16 protein-coding genes are annotated in these 20,407 nt (G+C 39.7%); 14 read left to right on the top strand and 2 right to left on the bottom strand.

Translation table 11 applies throughout. The features are described from left to right. Positions 1-152: 152 nt before the first annotated feature. Positions 153-1,955 carry a MutS family DNA mismatch repair protein gene (locus O6P32_RS05700; RefSeq protein ID WP_269877520.1) on the bottom strand — a complete coding sequence of 601 codons (1,803 nt, stop codon included), beginning with the start codon at positions 1,953-1,955 and terminating at the stop codon, positions 153-155. Positions 1,956-2,119: 164 nt separating this feature from the next. Between O6P32_RS05700 and O6P32_RS05695 the strand changes: the two genes are divergently transcribed. From O6P32_RS05695 to O6P32_RS05655, 9 genes are all read left to right on the top strand, one after another. After that, a complete protein-coding gene (locus O6P32_RS05695; protein ID WP_269877289.1) occupies positions 2,120-2,614 on the top strand; it encodes a DUF4252 domain-containing protein in 495 nt (164 codons plus the stop codon). After that, positions 2,604-3,125 carry an RNA polymerase sigma factor gene (locus tag O6P32_RS05690; RefSeq protein WP_178266745.1) on the top strand — a complete coding sequence of 174 codons (522 nt, stop codon included), beginning with the start codon at positions 2,604-2,606 and terminating at the stop codon, positions 3,123-3,125. The genes O6P32_RS05695 and O6P32_RS05690 overlap by 11 nt, the downstream gene beginning before the upstream one ends. Beyond that, positions 3,109-3,657: a hypothetical protein gene (locus O6P32_RS05685; protein ID WP_178266746.1), complete on the top strand. Its 549-nt coding sequence runs from the start codon at positions 3,109-3,111 to the stop codon at positions 3,655-3,657. Before O6P32_RS05690 ends, O6P32_RS05685 begins: the two co-directional genes overlap by 17 nt. After that, complete coding sequence (locus O6P32_RS05680) at positions 3,654-4,109, top strand: DUF4252 domain-containing protein (protein WP_269877288.1); 456 nt, start codon at positions 3,654-3,656, stop codon at positions 4,107-4,109. Before O6P32_RS05685 ends, O6P32_RS05680 begins: the two co-directional genes overlap by 4 nt. Before the next feature lie 101 nt (positions 4,110-4,210). After that, on the top strand, positions 4,211-5,911 hold the full coding sequence (locus tag O6P32_RS05675) for an alpha-L-fucosidase (RefSeq protein WP_269877287.1): 1,701 nt from the start codon (positions 4,211-4,213) through the stop codon (positions 5,909-5,911). A 68-nt stretch (positions 5,912-5,979) separates the two neighbouring features. Next, positions 5,980-8,235: a glycosyl hydrolase family 95 catalytic domain-containing protein gene (locus O6P32_RS05670; protein ID WP_408636047.1), complete on the top strand. Its 2,256-nt coding sequence runs from the start codon at positions 5,980-5,982 to the stop codon at positions 8,233-8,235. 822 nt (positions 8,236-9,057) lie between these two features. Further along, positions 9,058-9,573 (top strand): hypothetical protein, encoded by a 516-nt coding sequence (locus O6P32_RS05665; protein WP_269877285.1) that lies wholly within the window; start codon positions 9,058-9,060, stop codon positions 9,571-9,573. A gap of 14 nt (positions 9,574-9,587) precedes the next feature. Further along, complete coding sequence (locus O6P32_RS05660; protein WP_269877284.1) at positions 9,588-10,394, top strand: hypothetical protein; 807 nt, start codon at positions 9,588-9,590, stop codon at positions 10,392-10,394. 6 nt (positions 10,395-10,400) lie between these two features. Then, a complete protein-coding gene (locus O6P32_RS05655; protein ID WP_269877283.1) occupies positions 10,401-11,204 on the top strand; it encodes a hypothetical protein in 804 nt (267 codons plus the stop codon). Between the two features lie 112 nt (positions 11,205-11,316). Here the strand turns inward: O6P32_RS05655 and O6P32_RS05650 are convergent, their stop codons facing one another. Further along, complete coding sequence (locus O6P32_RS05650; RefSeq protein WP_178266751.1) at positions 11,317-12,600, bottom strand: O-acetylhomoserine aminocarboxypropyltransferase/cysteine synthase family protein; 1,284 nt, start codon at positions 12,598-12,600, stop codon at positions 11,317-11,319. A gap of 121 nt (positions 12,601-12,721) precedes the next feature. Between O6P32_RS05650 and O6P32_RS05645 the strand changes: the two genes are divergently transcribed. The 5 genes from O6P32_RS05645 (at position 12,722) to O6P32_RS05625 (ending at position 20,390) form a co-directional block, all read left to right on the top strand. Further along, positions 12,722-13,174 carry an acyl-CoA thioesterase gene (locus tag O6P32_RS05645; protein ID WP_178266752.1) on the top strand — a complete coding sequence of 151 codons (453 nt, stop codon included), beginning with the start codon at positions 12,722-12,724 and terminating at the stop codon, positions 13,172-13,174. Positions 13,175-13,517: 343 nt separating this feature from the next. Next, complete coding sequence (locus tag O6P32_RS05640; RefSeq protein ID WP_269877282.1) at positions 13,518-14,141, top strand: RNA polymerase sigma factor; 624 nt, start codon at positions 13,518-13,520, stop codon at positions 14,139-14,141. Positions 14,142-14,209: 68 nt separating this feature from the next. Further along, positions 14,210-15,229: a FecR family protein gene (locus O6P32_RS05635; protein WP_269877281.1), complete on the top strand. Its 1,020-nt coding sequence runs from the start codon at positions 14,210-14,212 to the stop codon at positions 15,227-15,229. Between the two features lie 214 nt (positions 15,230-15,443). Continuing rightward, positions 15,444-18,713: a SusC/RagA family TonB-linked outer membrane protein gene (locus tag O6P32_RS05630; protein WP_408636046.1), complete on the top strand. Its 3,270-nt coding sequence runs from the start codon at positions 15,444-15,446 to the stop codon at positions 18,711-18,713. Between the two features lie 57 nt (positions 18,714-18,770). Further along, positions 18,771-20,390, top strand: a complete 1,620-nt coding sequence (locus O6P32_RS05625; RefSeq protein ID WP_269877279.1) for a RagB/SusD family nutrient uptake outer membrane protein — start codon at positions 18,771-18,773, stop codon at positions 20,388-20,390. Positions 20,391-20,407 lie beyond the last annotated feature (17 nt).

Here is a 20,407-nt window from a genome sequence, read left to right as displayed (position 1 = left end):
CTATTGATAGGATCTTTTTCGAGAAAGTGTCTTTTTATGAGATAAAATACAGCCTTCGTCGTGAAAGAATTATAACTGTCAGACGAAGGCTTTATCTTAATGATGACTGAATGATAAGATTTCCTGATAATCGGGTTATCAGAAAAACAGCCTTACTCCTGAATTGTAATACCCATTTTCTTCATCAAGAAACAAGCATTCATATTCTGTGCAACTCCTTCGCGCAACTTGTAAGAGAAATGTAGTTCATTATCTATAATATCCGCTTCAAAACAGTAATTCTGAATTTTCTGAGGAAATTGATTTGCCAGCTTACCTAATAATAAGTCATGCGTAGCAATAATACCATTTGCCTGTAAATTCATAAACTGTTTAATCAAGTCGAACGATCCTTTTTGCTTATCCACGGAGTTTGTTCCTTTTAAGATTTCATCCAAGATGATGAACAGTTGCTGCCCTTCATTCAACCAGCCAATGATACGTTTCAGGCGTTTCAGTTCAGCGAAGAAATACGATTCATTGTCAGAAAGAGAGTCGGATGTACGTAAGCTTGTTACAAGACGGGCTGGATAAAGCATTAAGCTTTCACAACAAACCGGGCAGCCCATGCAAGCCAACAGATAATTTACTCCGATAGTGCGCAGGTATGTACTTTTTCCTGCCATATTGGCTCCAGTGATGATAAGAAAATAAGGGCGTGAAGGAATCTGCACATCATTCTTCACACATTGCGCAGGCGACATCAGCGGATGTCCCATTCCACGGGCCATAAAACAGAAAGGCTTCTCCGATATTTCCGGCCATGAATAGTTCGGATGATTATACGCAAAAGTACCGAGTGAGCACAGTGCATCCAATTGGCCGACTGCTTCCAACCATCCTACAACATACTGTCCGTATCGTTCCTTCCATTTTTCTATCCGTACAATCTGGTGCAACTGGAAGAACATTCCCCCTTCCAGCAGCACATAAAGCAACTGATTGTTTCGTAAGTCGAGACGATCCAATTCTTTCGATAGTTTCATCAGTACCTTATCCGGAGACTCTCCATCGATATCGAGTTCTCTCATCAAATACTGAAGTTCCTCAGCATGCCATTCCTGACGTTTGGCAAGCGCAATCAGCTTGGCATATCCGTTCAATATATTCAGTTTCTGGCCATACACTTCCTGAATAGCAGTAGCCTTTCTGATTACTCCGAAACTGATAATGACAAATAACATGAAAGATACCCCGAGCCAGCTCAATGAAATCACTCCCACTACTCCGGCTATCAGTAAAAGTAAGTTTATGGAAGGCACCCCCCAGATGAGTAACTTTACCCAAAGAGCATGACTAAATGATGAAGTATTCTGACTCCATTGCCTGATATCCTCTCCGTCTGAAGCCTTTCCCTGATTCATCAGTCCCGTAATGCGGAACTCCTCTCTGAATTCCGGTCTGGAAGCCATGTCCTGGATAGCCTGTTGGCGTTCCTCTATTTTCTTTTTCTCACAGGGATGAATTTTCAACCATCCAGCCAATGTCGTCGAACCAAAATGGGTACATGTGCGGTTCAGTGCCTGAAACAAAGAGTGACGTCCAAACAAATCAAGGTCAAATGAATACGGATGCTCTGGATCAATAAATTCATTTCCTTCCTCAAACGCACTTTGGTCGCCTGCGAGTGCTTGTAACTCTTCCCGGTTAATTCGAAGCCGCAATTCCAGCCACTCCTTACGGTAAAAGAGCCGGTTATGTACTTTTACAAGAACAAAAAAAGGAAGGAAAGTGCATCCCGCACAAAGTATCAGTTTCCAGCTATCGGAATGAAAAAAGAAGATGATACCTATAATTCCGGCCAAGAATAATGCAACTCTCAGCATACTGATGCGGAAAATACGTTGTTTGACACGTTTAAGTTCATTTTCGGACACACTGATTCGTGTCTCGTACCATTGAGTTATACTTTTCATCATGTTTATAAGTGTTTGATAGATTGTGTTTGTGTGGTAAAGATAAGAAAAGATTTCCTCTGCAAAAAAAATATGATTTTCTTTGTAACGAAACTTTCATTCCTATCGTCTATATCAATGAAAGCGCTTTCGGATAACCCGAATATGAATCTTTAAAAGAATGTATGATGAAAAGATTAACTATAACCTGTATAATGATAATGTTGACTTTGGCAGTAGGACAAGCCAAAGATTTTTCCGACTTGTTTGATGAGTTCAGAAAAGAGCAACATGCCGATTACGTATCCGTATCTCCTATAATGATGAAGATGGCCCGTATGTTTACTCCGGCCGATGAAGGAGGAGATTTCTTACAACGTATTCATTCTGTCAGAGTCCTTGATTTGGAAGAATGTTCTTCGGAAACCAAACAGCGCTTCAATCAAAGGATAGATAAGATTAATACCAAAGGTTATGAAGAAATGATGCGGGTGAAAGATGAAGGAGAGTTGGTACGTATCTTTGTAAAACAGGAGAAGGATGTCATTCGGGAGATGATTATTCTTTGTGCCGGAAAGAATGATTGTACTTTGGTTGCTTTGACCGGAAAAATCCGTCAGAAAGATATCGATAAAATAATAGATCAACAGATAAAAGAAGACTCCTCTCATGAACGCTGAAAACTTTAAGCAGCGTTATCTTCCTTTTCATGACAAGATGTACCGTCTGGCCTTCCGTTATACGGGAAGTCGGGAGAATGCCGAAGATATGGTACAGGAAACGTATTTGAAATTATGGAAAAAACGCGACGAACTGCCGGAAATAGAAAATACAGAAGCATACGTGATGACCTTGCTCAAAAATGTTTGCTTCGATTTTCTTCGGAGAAATCACGAAGATATGTGGGCGAGCTCCCCTCCCGAAGACTTGCAGATAGCGATACAAGCTCCCTCTTCCACTACACCGTTGGAGATTAAGGACGAGGCTGAATGTCTTCAGCAGTTGATTGCACATTTACCTCCTCCCCAGAAGAAGGTTCTTCTCTTACGCGATGTGAATGAGTGTTCTATGGAAGAAATAGAACAGGCCACCGGATTTACTGCAGCTAACATACGGGTTCTCTTATCACGGGCCAGAAAAAAATTACGTGAACAATTTAGCAAAATCAGAGCTTATGAACGAGTTGGATGAAATAAAGAATTTGTTGAATGCATACTACGAAGGGAAAACAAATACGGCAGAAGAAAAACGACTGTATAAGTTTTTCTCTCAAACAGATGTACCGCAGGAATTATCTGCTGATAAAAAACTGTTTCTATCCCTGTCTTCTTTGCAAGAAACTCCGGAAATACCTTCCGGATTGGAATCACGTATTGCTTCTTGTATCGATGGTTGGGAACAGGAAGAGCAGATCCGTGCAGAACGTCATAAGAAAATGACACACCGTATTCTCTTGCGTCGCTGTGCCGGTATTGCGGCAGGTTTATTTCTTGTCTTTTCTGTAGGAACTTATTTGTATCACCATTCTCAGCTTCGTCCTCTTTCAGAAGATACGTGCGCTTCTCCCGAAGAAGCTTATGCCGAGGCTCAGAAAGCTCTGCTCCTGTTCTCACATAGTTTGAATAAGGGATTGGCTCAAATGGAAAAGGCCGAAGAGGCTACCGTTAAGGTAAAGAAAGTGGTAGAAAAACATGTTAATAACTTTAATAATCAAGAAAAATGAAACGTTTCTATATATTTGTCGTATTGACCTTATGCTTGTTTGTCAATGCTTTTTCTCAAGACGATTTCTTTAAGAAGTTTGCAGATCGGGAAGATATTACTTCTGTCTATATCTCTAAATCCATGCTCCGTCTGATGCCTAATGTGCAGGCTGATGGTATAGATATAGGAAGTGTGGCTTCCAAGTTGGATAATATTCAGATTCTTTCTTGCGAAAAGCAGGAAGTCGTTCCCCTGATTCGTCAGGAGTTGAAATATATCAACCCCAAAAATGGATACGAGGAGTTGATGAAAGTAAATGATGAGGGAGAACATACAGTAATTTATTTGAAGGAAACTTCCGGACATTCAAAAGAGTATATCTTGTTGTGCGATGAAAAAAAGGAACTGACTGTGGTCATTCTGAAGGGAAGTTTGTCTCTGTCCGATATACAGGGAATTATAAAGCAGTAGGATATTTATGGAATAACATAGTGCAGTATCTTCATTTTTATGTATTTTTACGGTGGTTGTGTATAAAATATAATTAGAGCATAATGACTGTGAAAAACATTTTGTTAGGAATTTTAATGTGTGGGTTGTTTTCTCCTGCGTATGCAATACCTGTGGAAAAGAGTACCAATGTACCGACACCTACATCTGCTCAAGCCGATTGGCAGAAGAAAGAATGTATCATGTTTATTCATTTCGGACCGGCAACTTTCCAGGGAAGGGAGTACGATAACTGGTCGAGTGATATACGAAACATGTATATGTCGAAACTGGATACAGACCAGTGGTGTGAGGTAGCCCGCTCATGGGGAGCTAAAATGATCGTATTTGTTGCTAAACATTGTGGCGGTTTTTGCTGGTGGCAGACTGAAACCTCTGATTATGGAGTAAAGAATACACCTTGGAAAAACGGACAAGGTGATGTGGTAAGAGAACTTTCTGCCTCTTGTAAAAAATATGGATTGGATATGGGAGTGTATGTCTATCCGGGAGATGAACATTGGGGAGCCGGTATTGGTAGTGGTGGCCGTACAAAAGATCCCTCAAAACAAGAAGCCTATAATAAAATTTACCGTCAGCAGCTGCGGGAATTACTCTCAAAATATGGAACCATGAAAGAAGTATGGTTCGATGGCAATTGTCACATTCCGGTAGAGGATATTCTGACGAAGTATGCATCGGAGGCTGTTATTTTCCAAGGTAAGCATGCTACCATCCGTTGGGTTGGGAATGAAGACGGATATGCCCCAGATCCTAACTGGTATACTCTGAATGAAAGTGATATGCGCTCGGGAGGAGCTACGGCTGTTCATTCTGATGTAAACGGGAATGTATATGCTCCGGTAGAAGTGGATGTCCCTTTCTTGAAAAACGGAGGTCATAAATGGTTCTGGGCTCCTGAAACCGACTCGTTAATGTTGAGTAAAAAACAGCTGATGGAATTGTATTTCAATTCGGTAGGACGTGGTGCCGTACTGTTGCTGAATGCTACTCCTGATACTACGGGGCTTATTCCTGCCAGCCATGTCCAACGATACAAAGAGTTTGGAGAAACTGTTCAATCTTATTTCGGTTCTCCTTTGGCACAGCAAAGAGGGGAGGTTACTCAGTTGGTATGTCAGTTTCCTTCATTAAAAAAGGTCAACTGTGTTATGTTACAGGAAAATCTGATGAAAGGCCAGCGAATCATGTCCTACCAAATAGAAGGAAGCAAAGATGGGAAAACATGGAACGTGTTGTATAAAGGTACCTCTGTAGGAAATAAGAAAATAGATCGCTTTCAAACGGTAGAAGTGCAAGCGATACGTTTGGTGGTCAATCAGTTTAAAGCTACTCCTGATATTGTGAATTTTTCGGTATATTGTCTGCCAGAAGATGCCATACAGGCTGTCTCTGCTTCACATGCTGCTGTGACGGTTGGTTCGTGGGAGTATGGTACTTATTCTACAGACCAATGGACAGAAGTTACACTCGATCTTACTCCGTATATGAACAGTATCGGGCAATATGAACTGATGTTTAAAACTACAGGATATGATTATCAGGATAATCGTCCTTCCGGCCTTACTGTAAAGGATATCCGTTTGGAAATGTATGGAGGGGATATGAGTCCGGCACTGCAGAAGGTGGAAAATCAGAATAAATTTATTATTACTCGTTCCCAGCAGACATTGGATGATTTTCCTACCAAGATTCGGATGAAGGTAAAGCGCAATCCTTGTAAGTCTATAGGAATCATTACATTACAGAAGATAACATATTAAATCGATATGAAGGCTTCTTTCTCAGAAAATAAATATTTTGTAGATTAAAATAAATCAATAATATGATGATGAAAATAGACAGAATATTAGGTCGTGTTTTATTAAGTCTTGCCCTTGTCGGTTCAATCAGTTGTACTAAGGAACTACATGATTGGCAGTTGAAACCTGTATCAAGCGATTTGGTATTTAAAGATTTGGCCCATTCGTGGGACGAAGGAATCCCTTTGGGAAATTCTTTTGTGGGTAGTCTTGTCTGGGAACGTGATTCTGTGTTACGATTCTCACTCGACCGGATTGACCTTTGGGATTTGAGACCTACCGACAGCCTTTCCGGTGAGAATTATAAATTTTCATGGGTGAAGAAACACATTGAAGAGGGAAACTATTTACCGGTACAGAAAAAATTCGACTGGCCTTACGATAACAATGCAGCTCCTTCTAAGATTCCGGGAGCTGCCGTAGAATTCCCTTCTTTGGGTGAAGTGGAAAACGTACATCTTTATCTGAATAATGCCTTATGCGAGGTATCATGGAAAAACGGGATAACCTTGCACACGTTTGTTCACGCCAATCGTCCGATAGGATGGTTTGTGTTCGACAATGTACCACAGCCTATTGTACCGACCGTTATTCCACCTGTATATGAAAAAGAAAACGTAGGAGTCGTGGATCCGGTGACCGGGCAAGACCTGGCTTTGTTGGGATATAAGCAAGGCACGGTGGAGAAAAAAGAGGATCTGATCGTATACCATCAAAAAGGTTGGAATGATTTTTCTTATGATGTGGTAGTGAAATGGAAAAATGTATCAGGAAAGTGTGTCGGAGTATGGAGCGTGACTTCCTCTCTTGCACCCGAGAAGGCTATATCCGAAGTAGAAGAAGCTTTCAAGCGAGGACTTGTCAGTGATTATCAGGAACATTTAGATTTTTGGAATACTTACTGGAAGCAATCTTCCGTTTCTGTTCCCGATACTCTTCTGCAGCGGCAATATGATAATGAAATGTACAAATTCGGTTCAGTAGCAAGAGAATATTCATATCCAGTTTCTTTACAGGCTGTCTGGACGGCAGACAATGGAAAACTTCCGCCTTGGAAGGGCGATTTTCATCACGACTTGAATACTCAGTTGAGCTACTGGCCTTCCTATGCGGGAAACCATCTGAAAGAAGAGAATGGTTACCTTAATACGTTATGGGCGCAGCGTGATGTATACCGGAAGTTTACCCGCCAATATTTTGAAAAAGAAGGTCTTGCCATTCCCGGAGTATGTACTCTGACGGGAGAAGCAATGGGAGGATGGATTCAGTATTCTATGTCGCAGACTACGGCTGCCTGGCTTTCTCAGCATTTTTATTTGCATTGGAAATATTCAGCAGACTATAATTTCTTGAGAGAAAGAGCATATCCTTTTGTAAAAGAAGCAGCTCAATTCCTCGAAAATCAGACAGAGATAAATGCAGAAGGAAAACGGGTGCTTGCTTATTCTTCCAGTCCGGAGATTTTTGACAACTCGTTGAAAGCCTGGTTCAAGAACATGACGAATTACGATTTGTCTCTTACTTCCTTCTTGTTTAAAATTGCGGCAGAAATGGCCGATGAACTGAATTTGAAAGAAGAAGCCGGACATTGGAGCGCATTACGTGCCCAGTTGCCCGATTATGCGTTGGACAGTAAGGGGGCGTTAAGTTTCGCAAAAGGAGTTCCTTATGAGGAATCACATCGTCATTTCTCTCATGCCATGGCTATTCATCCTTTGGGACTGCTGAACTGGGAAGAAGGGGGTAAATCTCGTGAAATCATTAAATCCACTCTTGAAGCATTGGAGAAGTATGGGCCACAATGGTGGACTGGATATTCGTATGCCTGGTTTGCCAATATGAAAGCTCGTACCTTTGATGGCGAAGGAGCGTATAAAGCACTTCGTACATTTGCGGAATGTTTCTGCTTGCCTAATACATTTCATGCCAATGGCGATCAGTCGGGAACTGGAAAGTCGGATTATACGTATCGTCCTTTTACATTGGAAGGCAATTTCGCTTTTGCGGCAGGTATTCAGGAAATGCTGTTACAGAGTCATACCGATACCTTGCGTGTGTTCCCGGCTATCCCTGAATGCTGGGAAAATGCATCCTTCCATAATCTGAGAGCACAGGGTGCTTTTCTGGTAAGTGCAGTCAGAAAAGATGGAAAGACAGTTTCTGTAGAGATTGAATCCGAAAAAGGAAAGGATCTGTTGCTCGTTTCTCCTTTCGATGGCACTATCATACAACGTAAGACAGCTCCGGGTGAGCGTATTGTCTTAAATAATGTGATTCCGGAATAAAGATCAGAAAAGGGCTGATTGCCTGTCATTGACAAACCTTAATTAGAGTGATAGCAAGTGGTTGGCGTACGTGTGGCGGCAACCACTTGCTTGTTTTTAGCCGATTGTCATATTGATAGAAATATTGACCTTTTTACGTAAAAAAATGAGAAAATACCGTTTTTCGATAACTCGTATTTTGAATAAAAAGTTCGCTCACAGTGGTAAAAATCCCTTTTTAGAACTATAAAACCTCCTTAAAACATGTTATAGGACAGGTTTATGAAGCCTTTTTCGGAGGAAAATACGACCTTTATCAAGCGGTAACGATACTTGAAACGAGGGCTGACGGTACTCGAATCGTTGCCTTACGCGATTAGTCGCGTTGACTGATGCTTCCTTTTGTTTGTTTTTACCTGTTTTCGGGGGATTTTTGATGCTTTTTCGAAGCATATTTTCTACATTTTTTGAAATGATAAAAGGCAGCTGATTTCTTGATTCTTCGATTCCGGTGTATGTCGTAGACTATTCTTTATGTCGTTTAAACAAATAAAGAAGGGAATGTCTGTCTTTCTGTATTTTATAACTGTCGAAAAACAGCCGGATTTTCCACGACTTCTGTACCGGTACTCAAATAACGCTGTGTAGAGGCCTCTGAATTGACATTTTGTAAATAACGTGATAAAATTGACAAATAGAAAGTTGCTGAATGAGTGGTGCCTGGTCTTTTTATCTTCATTATGTATTTTCCTGCTGCAACGAAAATTCCTTGCAAAAATTATCAGTCATACAATAAATCTCTTTAACTTTAGAATTATTAGGAATGGAATAATAGAAAGTAGTATGATGAAGTATCTATTTCTTTTATTGTGTTTATGCTGTATACAAGTTCATGGTCAGAAGCATGACTGTAATGCAAAGGCATTTTTAAGTATTAATTATAAAGGAAAAATTCCTTTGTATGCATCTCTTTCCTGCGATACAGTACTCACTTATTTGGAGAATGATTATGAAAATGAAAATATTCTTCATTTTCATATCAAAAAGCAATGTGATAAGATGCTGTATGTTCATGTTTCCGATTTATATAATCAGTTAAATGCAGATGGGTGGTTGTTTCTTGGAGATTATGTCTGTGTTTATTCTCGTGCTTATCAAGGTTCTTTAAAACTATATAATGCCCCTTGTGAATCTTCTGGCATAAATAGTGTTGTAGAAGGATATGACCCTGGTATGTATATTGTAGTAGGGTGCAGTGGAGACTGGTTGAAAGTTAAACGTATAAAGGGAGATAAAATTTATACAGGCTGGCTTTCCCCTGAAATGCAATGTGATAATCCTTATTCTACTTGTTCTTAATCAATATTTATCAAATGGAAGAAACAAACAGATTATGGGTAACAGAAGCATTTATCAGGCTTCTTGTTCAGTTACAAGATGGAGCGATTTGGGCAATACCAGATAAAAAAGTTGTAACCAGCGGGGCATATACAGTACTTCAGCATTTTGAGATTATGCCACAAAGAAAACTAGATATAGGAGAAGATGCTCTTTATTTCCAGATTCATTATACAGAAATATCTGTTTATATAGACTTGTTAAAAGAAACAGATTTGATAGAGTTTTTGCCAGATTCTATACTTTTTATCGAGCAGAAAGAAAATTGTGAGATTCTGGCAGCTTTCTATAAAGGTTTATTCTGTATATCAGACAGATTCTTGGTAGATGAGACTTTTCTCAAGCAATGTGAGGAGGCTAATCTTTTGTTTCGGAATTTGTATATTCCTTTGAATCAGGAACTGTTGATTAAGATATTTTCTCAATTACCTGATGGGGCTGTATTAGCTATAGACAGTTGGGAACTGGAGGATTGCAGTGCTTTTCAGTCCATGAAACAGTTCAGATTGCAGGAAAAGTTTACTTCTGAACAGGACGATTTTAGCTATTGTTTTCGGATAGGCAAAGCCGACTTGCCTGTTTATATCGATTGGATACGATGTAGCGATTTACCCTCTTTTTTAATTCATTTTGTAATCTTTCCTTCTTCGGATAGTGAAGATAAAGCTCCTTTGGCGGTAGTGTATGATAGTTGTATCTTTTGTTTATCCGATAAAATAGAGATAGAACAACAGATGATTGAACAGGCGGATAAGGTACATTTGTATGTACAGAAATTATAAAAGTATATGGAGCAAGTGATTTTTTATGACTGGAATCGTAATCCTAAGATGATATGGAGCGATGCTTGCAGGATAGAGGGTGAAGAAAACCATACAATTCAGTTCTATGCCTCATTCGATACTACTATTTATAATGCATGTACGATTTGTAGGGTAGAGACAGGGCAACTTGTTCGTTTTATAGAACAGCTTGAAGATATGTATAGGGAACAATGTAATAAAATAGTTCTTCATTCTTGCGATGAAAAATTATCTGTCTTTTTGCAAAAAGAACTGTGCGGACATATTGCTTTGTGTGCTCATGTAAAGAACAGGTATCCAACGGAGGATGAATTAACTTTTTGTACTTATTTCGACCAAACATTTCTCCCCGATTTATGCGCGAAAACCCGTATCATGTCGCAGACCTCTGTGGTACAGTCGGATTATACTACGGTACAGCAGGAAGAGTCTTTTTCGTTTCATTTATCATTATTGGATCGGGTAGTCCTTCATGATTATGTATGTTTTAGGCTGAATATAAAAGATGCATTCTTTCATGTTGTAACGGATACTTCTATGTGGTGGGAGGAATTCCATTGTTTTAGAGAAGAGTTGGGACAGTTGATAGAAGGAAAGGTAAATGAAGTCATATTTGCTCCTTTGGGGGAATTTTGGAGAATTACATTTGTCAGTTTAGGAAGAGAGATTCTTGTAAAGGGAGATATCAGCGATATGGAGATGCCACAAAGTTCATTAAGTTTCCATCGGATAGTTAGCAGCGCTTTGTGTTCGGACTTAAAAAGTCAGTTGGAAAGATGGCTTTTATAGGAAATCATTGGAGAATAATCAGAATAAAAAAGTCTCAAAATAGAAAAACAGAGCGTGTTTGCCTTGTTCTTCTATTTTGAGACTTTGAACTTTTCGATTACCTCAGATGGAATCAGATATTCTGCATTGCCTGTTCCAGGTCGGCAATAATATCATTTACATTTTCAATACCTACCGACAGACGGATCAAGTCAGGAGCTACACCGGCTTCTATCAACTGTTCATCGGTAAGCTGGCGATGTGTGTGGCTGGCAGGGTGAAGTACACAAGTACGTGCATCGGCTACGTGTGTCACAATGCAAGCCAACTTCAGGCTATCCATAAATTTGATGGCTTCTTCACGTGTTCCGTTGAGGCCGAAAGCTATTACACCGCAAGAACCATTTGGCATGTATTTCTGAGCCAGTTCGTAATATTTGCTGCTCTTAAGTCCGCAGTAGTTTACCCATTTCACTTTTGGGTTTGCTTCCAGCCATTCGGCTATTTTCTGAGCATTTTCGCAATGACGAGGTACACGCAAGTGAAGTGTTTCGAGTCCTAAGTTCAGCAGGAATGCATTTTCAGGCGACTGAATAGAACCGAGGTCTCTCATCAATTGTGCTGTAGCCTTGGTGATGTAAGCCATTTTACCGAATGCCTTAGTATAAGTCAGTCCGTGATAAGACTCATCCGGTTGAGTCAGTCCCGGGAATTTGTCAGCTTGTGCATCCCAGTCAAAATTACCGCTGTCTACAATCGCTCCTCCTACACAGGTTGCATGTCCGTCCATGTATTTGGTTGTGGAGTGAGTTACAATATCAGCTCCCCATTCAAACGGGCGGCAGTTGATAGGAGTGGCAAATGTATTGTCGACAATCAAAGGTACCCCATGTTTGTGAGCAATGCGGGCAAACTTCTCAATATCCAATACATTGATACTAGGGTTGGAAATTGTTTCACCGAACAGACATTTAGTATTCGGGCGGAAAGCTTTTTCTATTTCTTCTTCCGGTGCATCGGCATCTACGAAGGTGCATTCGATACCCAGTTTCTTCATTGTTACAGCAAAGAGATTGAAAGTACCTCCGTAAATAGTAGACGAGCATACAAAGTGATCACCAGCCTCACAGATGTTGAATACTGCGTAGAAATTGGCTGCTTGTCCGGAAGAAGTAAGCATGGCTGCTACTCCACCTTCCAGTGCTGCAATTTTGGAAGCAACTGCATCATTGGTCGGATTCTGCAGACGGGTATAGAAATAGCCGCTATCTTCAAGATCGAACAGGCGGGCCATCTGTTCGCTGGTATCATACTTGAATGTAGTACTCTGATAAATAGGCAATACGCGGGGCTCTCCTTTCTTGGGAGTCCATCCTGCCTGTACGCATAGCGTTTCTTTGCTGAATTTTGTTTCCATATATTGGGCTTGTTTTGATATTTTGTTTGTTTTATCCGGCAAAAGTAAGAAATAATCTTCCACCTTTGTGCTCTTTTTGTGAAAAAGAGTTATATTTGGTCGTTATTAATAAAAAGTGATAATGGTAGATGAAGTAAAATTTAAGCATGTAATGCCGGTACAGATTCGGTTCAGTGATGTCGATATTTATGGACACATGAATAATAATGCCTATTTCTCGTTGTACGACTTGGCAAAGACTTCTTATCTTCGTGATGTGTTTGGCTACAAGGAGGAATGGAGCAAGTTGGGGGTAGTGGTTGCCAATATCAATGCCGATTTCCTGGCTCCGGTATTTTTTTCTGATGAACTGATTATCGAAACTACAGTCGTTCATTTAGGCCATAAAAGTATGACATTGCTTCAGCGGGCAATCAACAAGGCCAGTGGAGTGTTGAAATGCCAGTGCCGTACGGTGTTGGTTGGTTACGATGTGGCCACTAAGGAACCTGTAGAGTTGCCTTTGGATTACAAGCAGGCTATTTGCAACTACGAAGGCAAAACCTTGGAAGAGTTATCGAAACCGATAGGATAGACTGATATTCATTCTTCATACTTACCCCATTAGTTGCAAGAAGGTAAATCTGTGAAAAATATGATCATCGCAAAAACTGCTGCTTGCATCAACTGTAAAAATACTTGTATCAATGGTTGATGACATTGGCTCTATTACATTCTTTGGTTAAGTTTCTTACTATTTGTTTGCAGGTATCAGCTTATTTTGCGAATATTGCATATAATTTGTGCATATTCTGATATTGATTTAAGAAGGTTATAGACTTTAATTTTCTATGTATCAGTGATATGCACATGGTTTTTATATACCTTTTTAACTTTTATTTGGCCGATAAGTTATAGCCATTGTAAGAATTGCAGCTATGGTGTCTGAAGACAGAAAATCAAATTTTGCAGGAAATACGATATTTTCGGATGAAAAAGCCTTGATAGAGGGTTTGAAATCCGGCTCAGAGCCTTGCTATAACCGGCTTTATAAGTTATGGGTGAGTCGGCTTTATCGTTTTGTGTACGGATATGTCAAATCCGAAAGTATCACAGACGATATTGTGCAGGAAACGTTTCTTCGTATTTGGACACATCGCGCAGAACTGAATCCTGAGTTGTCTTTTAAGTCTTATCTTTTTACTATTTCCTATCATTTGCTTCTTAAGGAATTGCGTCGTCAAGTACAGAATCCACTGGTAGGGGAATATATATCTTATGTCACCCAGCTTCATACATCTGATGAAATCACAGAGAGAGCAGTGGAGTTTGATCAGTTTGAGGAAGCACTGAAGCGGGCCAAGATGAAGCTCACTCCTCGTCAGCGGGAAATATTTGAACTTAATAAAGAACAGAGTTTGTCAATTTCTGATATAGCCGAAAAATTTTCCATTACAGAGCAGGTGGTACGCAATCAGCTTTCGGCTGCATTGAAGGTAATTCGCAAAGAGTTGACCGATTTTTCTTTCATTTTTCTACTATTTATGTTTTATAACAGATAAAAACAGATGTTATAAATCTTACTTGAAGGGATATTACTTACAAAAAACATACAAAACGTAAGTAATATATGGCTATACCGTCTTCACATACTAATGAAATTAATGAACTTCTAAGAAAGTTTCATGATGGAAATATCTCTTCAGAAGAATATGCTCAGTTGTCTGAAAGAATGAAAACAACTTCGGACATGGAGTTATACAAAGAACTGGAAGAACATTGGAATACTTTCGAAGAATACAAGCAGCTTTCCGACGAGAAAATAGATTCACTTTATAATCATGGTATAAAACCTCAACTTGATATTCCACAGAAAAAGTCTACCATTATTCGCTTTAAACGCTATTGGTTGCAAATTGCAGCTTCGTTGCTTATTTTGCTGATTGGTGGAATAGCTTCGAAATTTTATACCGAACATCAGGTAGCTTATCAGTTGGCAGAACAGCAAATAACGATTGAAGCCGGAGAAACAGGAATTTCAGCAGTTACTCTTCCTGATGGAACAAAAGTCCGTTTGAATGCAAAGTCTACCTTGTCTTATCGGCAGGATTTCGGACAAAAAGACCGTAAGGTCTCACTTTCTGGTGAAGGCTATTTTGAAGTAAAGAGAGACGAGTCTAAACGCTTTGTGGTTACTACTGAAGTAATGGATATTGCAGTCTTGGGAACTTCTTTCAATGTATTTGCATACGATGATAAGGATTTTGTAGAAATGTCATTGGTGGAAGGTCATGTACAGGTTACTCCATTTAATAATGTGAATCGGATTGTAGATGTTCGTCCCAATGAGAAAGTAACCTATTGTAAAGCAACCGGTGAGTTGAATCTGACTCGTACATCGAATCGGCTTGAAACAGCTTGGTTGAGTAATGAACTGGCCTTTCGTCATGATAAGCTGAAAGAAGTATTCTCTTGCTTGGAGCGTAAGTTTGGAGTTGTGTTTAGGGGAGGAACTCAAGAGTTGCTCGAGGATGTATATACAGGTACTTTTGAGGAAGAAAACCTGGAGAATATTTTACGGGTACTTCAGATTCATTATGGATTTAAGTATCACTTGGAAGATAATACAGTTTATTTAAATATTGATTAACCTTTTAAAATTATTTCCTGAATCTATGAAAACATAAAAAAACAACAAACTCCGATATGAGCGGCAACTCAATCGGAGTTCAGTGGGAAGAAGTTCCACAAAAACTATGTTGGCGCATAGTCTATGAAACCAAAAACCTTAATTTAAAATTCTAATTATGAAAATCAAAAAGCAATTGATTGATTTTGGTCATAAAGGTAATAAAAAGTCGGGAATGTTCCGTCCTCTTGCATTATCTTTGTGTATGTTAACATTTGTTGGTGCATCGGCTCAAACAGGTACGGTAAGTATCAATGTAAAGAATGCATCTGTAAAAGAGTTATTTAGTGCTATTGAAAAACAAACTTCTTACCGTTTTTCTTATCGGGATGCCGAGATTAAAAACAAAACGGGAATTACTGTAAATGTTAAAAATGAAGAACTGAAAAGTCTGCTAAGCCGTGAGTTGGCGAAATACGGTTTGACCTATCAGGCATCTGGCAATAAGATTATTGTTACTCCTGTAAAGGCTAAATCTAAAGGTGTAGTCAAGAAAGTAAAGGGACGGGTAGTGGATGCAAAAGGAGAGCCTATTATCGGTGCTACTGTCATGGAAAAAGGTACTACAAACGGAACAATCACTGATTTTGATGGAAATTTTGTTCTGGATGTAGCCGATGGTGCTCCTTTGGAAATCTCTTATATCGGTTATAAAGATTTGCAATTGGTCGCAGATGCGGGTAAGACATTGTCTGTAACCATGAAAGAAGATACTGAAGTGCTGGACGAAGTCGTAGTCACTGCATTGGGTATCAAGAAAGAAACAAAGGCTTTGACTTATAATGTACAGGAAGTAAAGGCTGAAGAATTAATCAAGGTAAAGGATGCCAACTTCATGAACGCGTTGTCCGGAAAGATTGCCGGTGTAACAATTAATACAGCTTCTACAGGTACAGGTGGTGCAGCCAGAGTGGTAATGCGTGGTACTAAATCAATCTCAGGAAACAATAATGCCATGTATGTAATTGATGGTATTCCTGTACCAAGTTTGTCGTCTACACAGCCTGGTGATATGTATACCGGTATGGGACAATCTGGTGATGGTATTGCAGCATTTAATCCGGACGATATAGAAAGTATGTCTGTCTTGACCGGTGCAGCAGCTGCTGCTCTTTATGGTAGTGAAGCTGCCAATGGTGTAGTGATGATTACGACTAAGAAAGGTCGTAAAGGAGCTCCTGAAGTAAACATTTCAAATAGTACTACTTTCAGTAGTCCGTTTGTAACACCTGAATTTCAGAATACTTATGGCTCGGAAACAGGAGATTTTACCAGTTGGGGAAGTAAATTAGCTACTCCTACAGATTATGATCCGTTGGATTTCTTCCAGACAGGTTATAATGTAAGTAATTCTGCCAGTATCTTAACCGGTTCCGATACCAATCAGACCTATTTGTCATTGGGTGCAGTAAATGCCCGTGGTATTATTCATAATAATGATATGGATCGTTACAATGTAACTTTACGTAACTCCAGTAGTATGTTGAATGACCGTCTGACTATGGATTTGTTCTTTATGTATATGCGGGTAAATGAACAGAACATGTTGGCACAAGGTCAGTACTTTAATCCATTGGTACCTATTTATCTGTTCCCTCGTGGTGATGATATGAGAAAATATCAGACCTTCGAACGTTATGATGCATCTCGTAACTTTAAGACACAATACTGGCCTTATGGCGATCAGGGTATGATGATGCAGAACCCATATTGGATTACCGAACGAGATTTGTTTAATAACAAGAAAAATCGTTATATGTTTGGTGGTAGTTTGGCTTTCAAAATTAACGATTGGATGAATATCTCAGGCCGTGTACGTTACGATGGTACAGAAGAGGTGAGAACCAAGAAGTATTATGCTTCTACCTTGGCTTTGTTTGCAGGCTCAGATATGGGTGCTTATTATAAAGATGAAATTGCTACTACTCAGATTTATGCCGATGCAATGTTGAATGTAGATAAATATATCGGTGATTTCTCTTTGAAAGCTACTTTGGGTGCCAGCATTCGTGATACTCAATACGATTATTCAAGCATGGGTGGTCCGTTACAGAGTACAGCAAACGTATTTACCTATTCTAACCTGAATCTCTCCAGCTTGCGTGTTGCCCAGAATGGATATCACGATCAGACACAAGCTGTCTTTGCTACAGCACAGGTAGGATATAAGAGTATGGCTTATCTGGATTTGACAGGACGTAATGACTGGCCTAGTACAATGGGTGGTACAAAATATCAGAATAAAGGTTTCTTCTATCCGTCTGTGGGTGTATCGGCTATCCTTACAGAAATGTTGCCTATTAAGTCTGATATACTTCCTTTCCTGAAAGCCCGTTTCTCTTTCAGTAAGGTAGGTAATGCGTTGATGCGTTATATTCCTATTTCTACTTATCCGATCGAAAACGGTTATCCTCAGACTACTACTTATTTGGTTGACCCGGATTTGAAGCCGGAATCTACCAAATCATATGAAGTAGGTATCAATGCCCGCTTGTTCAATAATAAGTTGAATTTTGATTTGACATTGTATAAATCATTGACTTCAAATCAGTTGTTTAACCCGACATTGCCGTCTAGTTCAGGTTATACTTCTTATTATGTAAATGCCGGATGTGTAGAAAATAGAGGTATTGAATTAAGCGTAGGATTTGACCAGGATTTAGGTCCGGTGAAATGGAATACCAATGTGACCTATTCTATCAATGACAATACAATCAAGGAATTGCTCCCGAGAAAACAACTGCCTACTGGTGGATATGTGGAAATGCATGAAATGAACATGGGAGGAACAGACAGTTATCGTATGGTCTTGAAAGAAGGACATTCTATGGGTGATATCTATGTAAATACATTGAAGACTGATGAACATGGATATATTATCGTAGACTTGATTTCTCAGAAAGTAACAGCCGATCCAGATAATTTTGTATATGCAGGTAATGCCAATCCGGATTATACTATTGGTTGGAGAAATAACTTCGAATGGAAGGGTATTTCTTTAGGAGTCCTTGTAAACGGTCGTTTTGGTGGAGTAGGAGTTTCATCTACTCAGGCTAAACTCGATTACTATGGAGTTTCTAAGGCTTCTGCTGAAGCACGCGATCGTGGTGGTGCATTGGTTAATGGTCAGTTAATCCCTGCAAAAGATTATTATCAGACTATTGGTGGTGGTACATCAGGTATTGGTTCTATGTATGTATACGATGCAACCAATATCCGTTTGGCTGAATTGTCTATAGGTTATGATATCCCAGTCAATAAATGGGTAAGTTGGATTAAAGGTGCACATGTTGCTTTTATCGGACGTAACTTGTTGATGTTCTATAACAACGCTCCTTTCGACCCGGAATCAACTGCAAGTACAGGAACCTATTTCCAGGGAATCGATTACTTCATGCAGCCAAGCCTTCGTAATTTAGGTTTCTCTGTAAATCTGAAGTTCTAATGTTAATCTTAATTCTTGAATATTATGCTGATAAATAAAAAACACATTTATAGGAACATGCTTGTCGCTTGTATGGGAGTTTCTCTTCTGACAGGTATGAATAGTTGTACTGATAAGTTTGATGAATGGAATACCAATCCTCATGAAGCTACAGACGATATGATGGACAGAGATGACTTGCGTACAGGTTCTTTCTTTGTTCAGATGCTAAAAAATGTATTTGTATTGGAACAATTGGCAGCCGATGGTACGGGTATCGGAGCAAGTACTTATCAGATTATCAACAATCTGGCGGGAGATGCTTTTGCCGGATATACAGGTGCCAATAACATTTGGTTTGGAGGCTCTAACTTTCTGACTTACAATATGACCGTGACCTGGAGAGATACTCCTTACGAACGTGCTTTCGTTGGAGTGATGAATCCATGGAAAGAAATCAATAAGTTTGCCTCAGAACGTCCTCAGGTGGCTGCAGTGGCTACGGTTGTAAAGATTTTAGCCATGTTGAGAACTACTGATATGTATGGCCCATTACCTTATACTCGTTTTGGGAATGGAGAGTTGTATAATCCTTATGACAGCCAGGAAGATATCTATAAATCCTTTTTCAAGGAATTGGATAATGCAATTGCTGTCCTGACGGATGTTCATTCCAAAGACCAGTCTACAAAGGTACTTGAGAAATACGATTTCTTGTATAGCGGTAATGTAGAAAGCTGGATTAAGTTTGCCAATTCTTTGAAGTTGCGTATGGCCATGCGTACCTGTTATGTAGATGGCTTTGAAGTCGATGGAAAGAACTCACAGAAGTTGGCTGAAGAGGCAGTCTCTCATTCTGTCGGGGTAATGACCGGTGCTACAGATGTGGCAGCTTTGTTACATCATACAGATTTCAGCTATCGTCATCCGTTGTTTGTGATTGGTCCGGGAGAGTTCGATGATACTCGTATGGGAGCTACTATGGATTCTTATTTGAACGGTTATAAGGACCCGCGTATCAGTAGTTATTTTGCAATATCTGGAAATGGAGACTATACAGGTATACGTACGGGAATTGAAATTAACCGTGATAAATATACCACAGACGACTTTTCAGAGCTTGCAATCAGTGCTGAAACCAAGTTGGTATGGATGAACCCTGCCGAGGTATATTTCCTTCGTGCCGAAGGAGCGCTTCGTGGCTGGAATATGAATGGTACTGCTAAAGATTTGTATGAACAAGGGGTACGTACCTCTTTTGAATATTTGGGAGTATCAGGAGTAGATGCTTATTTGGCTGATGGTGAAAGTGTGCCAGCACCTTATGACGACCCGGCCAATAGCGGTAACAATGTAGATGAAGGTAGTTCTTTATTAGGAAAAATAACCATAAAATGGGATGAAGAGGCTGGATTCGAAGAAAATCTGGAACGTATCATTACACAAAAGTGGATTGCCATTTATCCGGACGGACAAGAAGCATGGTCTGAATTCCGTCGTACTGGTTATCCTAAAGTATTCCCTGTGGTGGTAAATAATAGTGGTGGAACAGTTAATACAAATGAACAGGTTCGCCGCATACCATTCCCTTCTACCGAATATCGTGACAATGCCGCAAATGTGGCAGCAGCAGTAGCTTTATTAGGCGGTGATGATAATGGAGGTACACACTTGTGGTGGGATAAAAAGAATAAATGATTACTTCTAAATTTATA

Source organism: Phocaeicola acetigenes, assembly GCF_027529745.1.
GTDB lineage: Bacteria > Bacteroidota > Bacteroidia > Bacteroidales > Bacteroidaceae > Phocaeicola > Phocaeicola acetigenes.
Note: the sequence above shows the minus strand (reverse complement) of the source record. Positions and strands in the feature narration are given on the sequence as shown.